General features: G+C 68.0%; 1 protein-coding gene. It reads left to right on the top strand.

The window, feature by feature from the left end:
• Positions 1-124 precede the first annotated feature (124 nt).
• The gene (locus ACFYZE_RS36080; RefSeq protein ID WP_389003928.1) at positions 125-1516 is read left to right on the top strand and encodes an IS1380 family transposase; all 1392 of its coding nucleotides are present in this window, start codon (positions 125-127) and stop codon (positions 1514-1516) included.
• Positions 1517-1687: the final 171 nt, after the last annotated feature.

Raw genomic sequence — 1687 nt, 5'->3', positions numbered from 1 at the left:
AGCCTTGATCCACCGATTCGATGTCTGTGGATAAGTCTTCTTGAAACGAGGAAGTGCCTTGTGACCTGCGATGATGGGAGTTCTTCAGGCTTCCAGCACGCACAATCAGCAAGGCACTTCCGAGATGCAAGTTTCCCATACGCCGGCGGCGGTCTCCGCTCTGTTCGATGATCCGAATCTGATCACGCAGGCCGGGCTGGTCCCGGTGCTGCGGCTGGCCGAGCGGTGCGGGCTGTCGCGGTTGGTAACGGAGCAGGTGAAGCTGACCGGGGCGAAGAACGGGGCGGGGGCGGCGGCAGACGCCAAGGTCACCAGCATCGTCGCGGGTATGGCCGCGGGCGCGGACAGCATCGACGACCTGGCGATGCTGCGTCACGGTGCGATGCCGGCCGTGTTCGGCGGCATTCGCGCCCCGTCCACGCTGGGTACGTTCCTGCGTGCGTTCTCCCACGGACATGCTCTCCAACTCCACGCCGTGCACCGCAGGTTCCTCGGCGAACTGGCCGCGCACACCCCACTGCTGCCCGGCGCCGGCGAGAAGGCGTTCATCGACGTCGACTCCACCCACAAACGCGTCTACGGCAGGACCAAGCAGGGCGCCGAGTACGGCCGGTTCAAGGGCATCCGCACCCTGCACCCCCTCCTCGCCACAATCTGCACCCCCAACTCCCGGCCGGTAATCGCCACGGTCCGGATGCGACGCGGCAAGGCAGCAGACTCCCGGGGCGCCCCGAAGTTCGTGAGCGAGGCCCTGGCCACCGCCCGCGAGGCCGGCTGCACCGGGACCCGCGTCCTGCGGGCCGATTCACAGTTCTACAACGCCGGAGTCATCGCCGCCTGCCGCCGGGCCGGCGCCCACTTCTCGATCACCACCGGCATGAACCCCTCCATCAAACGGGCCGTCCACGCCATCCCCGACACCGCGTGGCAGCAGATCACCTACCCGACCGCGGTGCCCGACCCCGAGACCGGCGAACTCATCTCGGACGCCGAAGTCGCCGAGATACCCCAATACACCGCGTTCGCCAGCCACAGGAAAGCTGATCGGGTCACCGCCCGGCTGATCGTGCGCCGGGTCCGCGACCTGGCCAAACCCGCCGCCGTGGGCGAGCAGGGCGAACTGTTTCCCGCCTGGCGCTACCACCCCTTCTTCACCGACCAGCCCGCCGCAACCCTGCAGGCCGAGCGGGAACACCGCCACCACGCCGTGATCGAGCAGGTCATCGCGGACAGCAAGGCCGGGGCCCTGGCCCATCTGCCGTCCGGGCACTTCCACGCCAACTCCGCCTGGCTCACCCTGTGGGCGATGACCTACAACTTGCTGCGGGCCGCCGGCTCCCTGGCCTCCGCCTTCCACGCCAAGGCCACCACCGCCACTCTGCGCGCCCACCTGGTCCAGGTCCCAGCCCGCATCGCACGCTCCGCACGACGCATCACCCTGCACCTGCCACACAACTGGCCCTGGCAGCACACTTGGATACACCTCTTCGACACCGCCCACGGCCCACCCTGCTGACCCGAACAGCCCCTACCCGACCCGCCCGCCGCCAGGGCCCAACCGGAACCGAACCGTGGAAAAGCTGGGCAGACCAGCAGATACCACCCGCCCCCACCCAGCCACCAGTCCAAAGCGGACTCAGAACTCGATCGAGAGATCACTCTCGAACCACCTCGGTGGATCAAGGCT

This window comes from Streptomyces sp. NPDC001796, assembly GCF_042892355.1.
Taxonomy (GTDB): domain Bacteria; phylum Actinomycetota; class Actinomycetes; order Streptomycetales; family Streptomycetaceae; genus Streptomyces.
The sequence above is the reverse complement of the archived record's forward strand: the minus strand, read 5'-3'. Positions and strand labels throughout refer to the sequence as shown.

Coding starts and splice junctions, on each gene's coding strand:
- ACFYZE_RS36080 (WP_389003928.1), top strand. CDS start 125: ATGCAAGTTTCCCATACGCCGGCGGCGGTCTCCGCTCTGTTCGATGAT.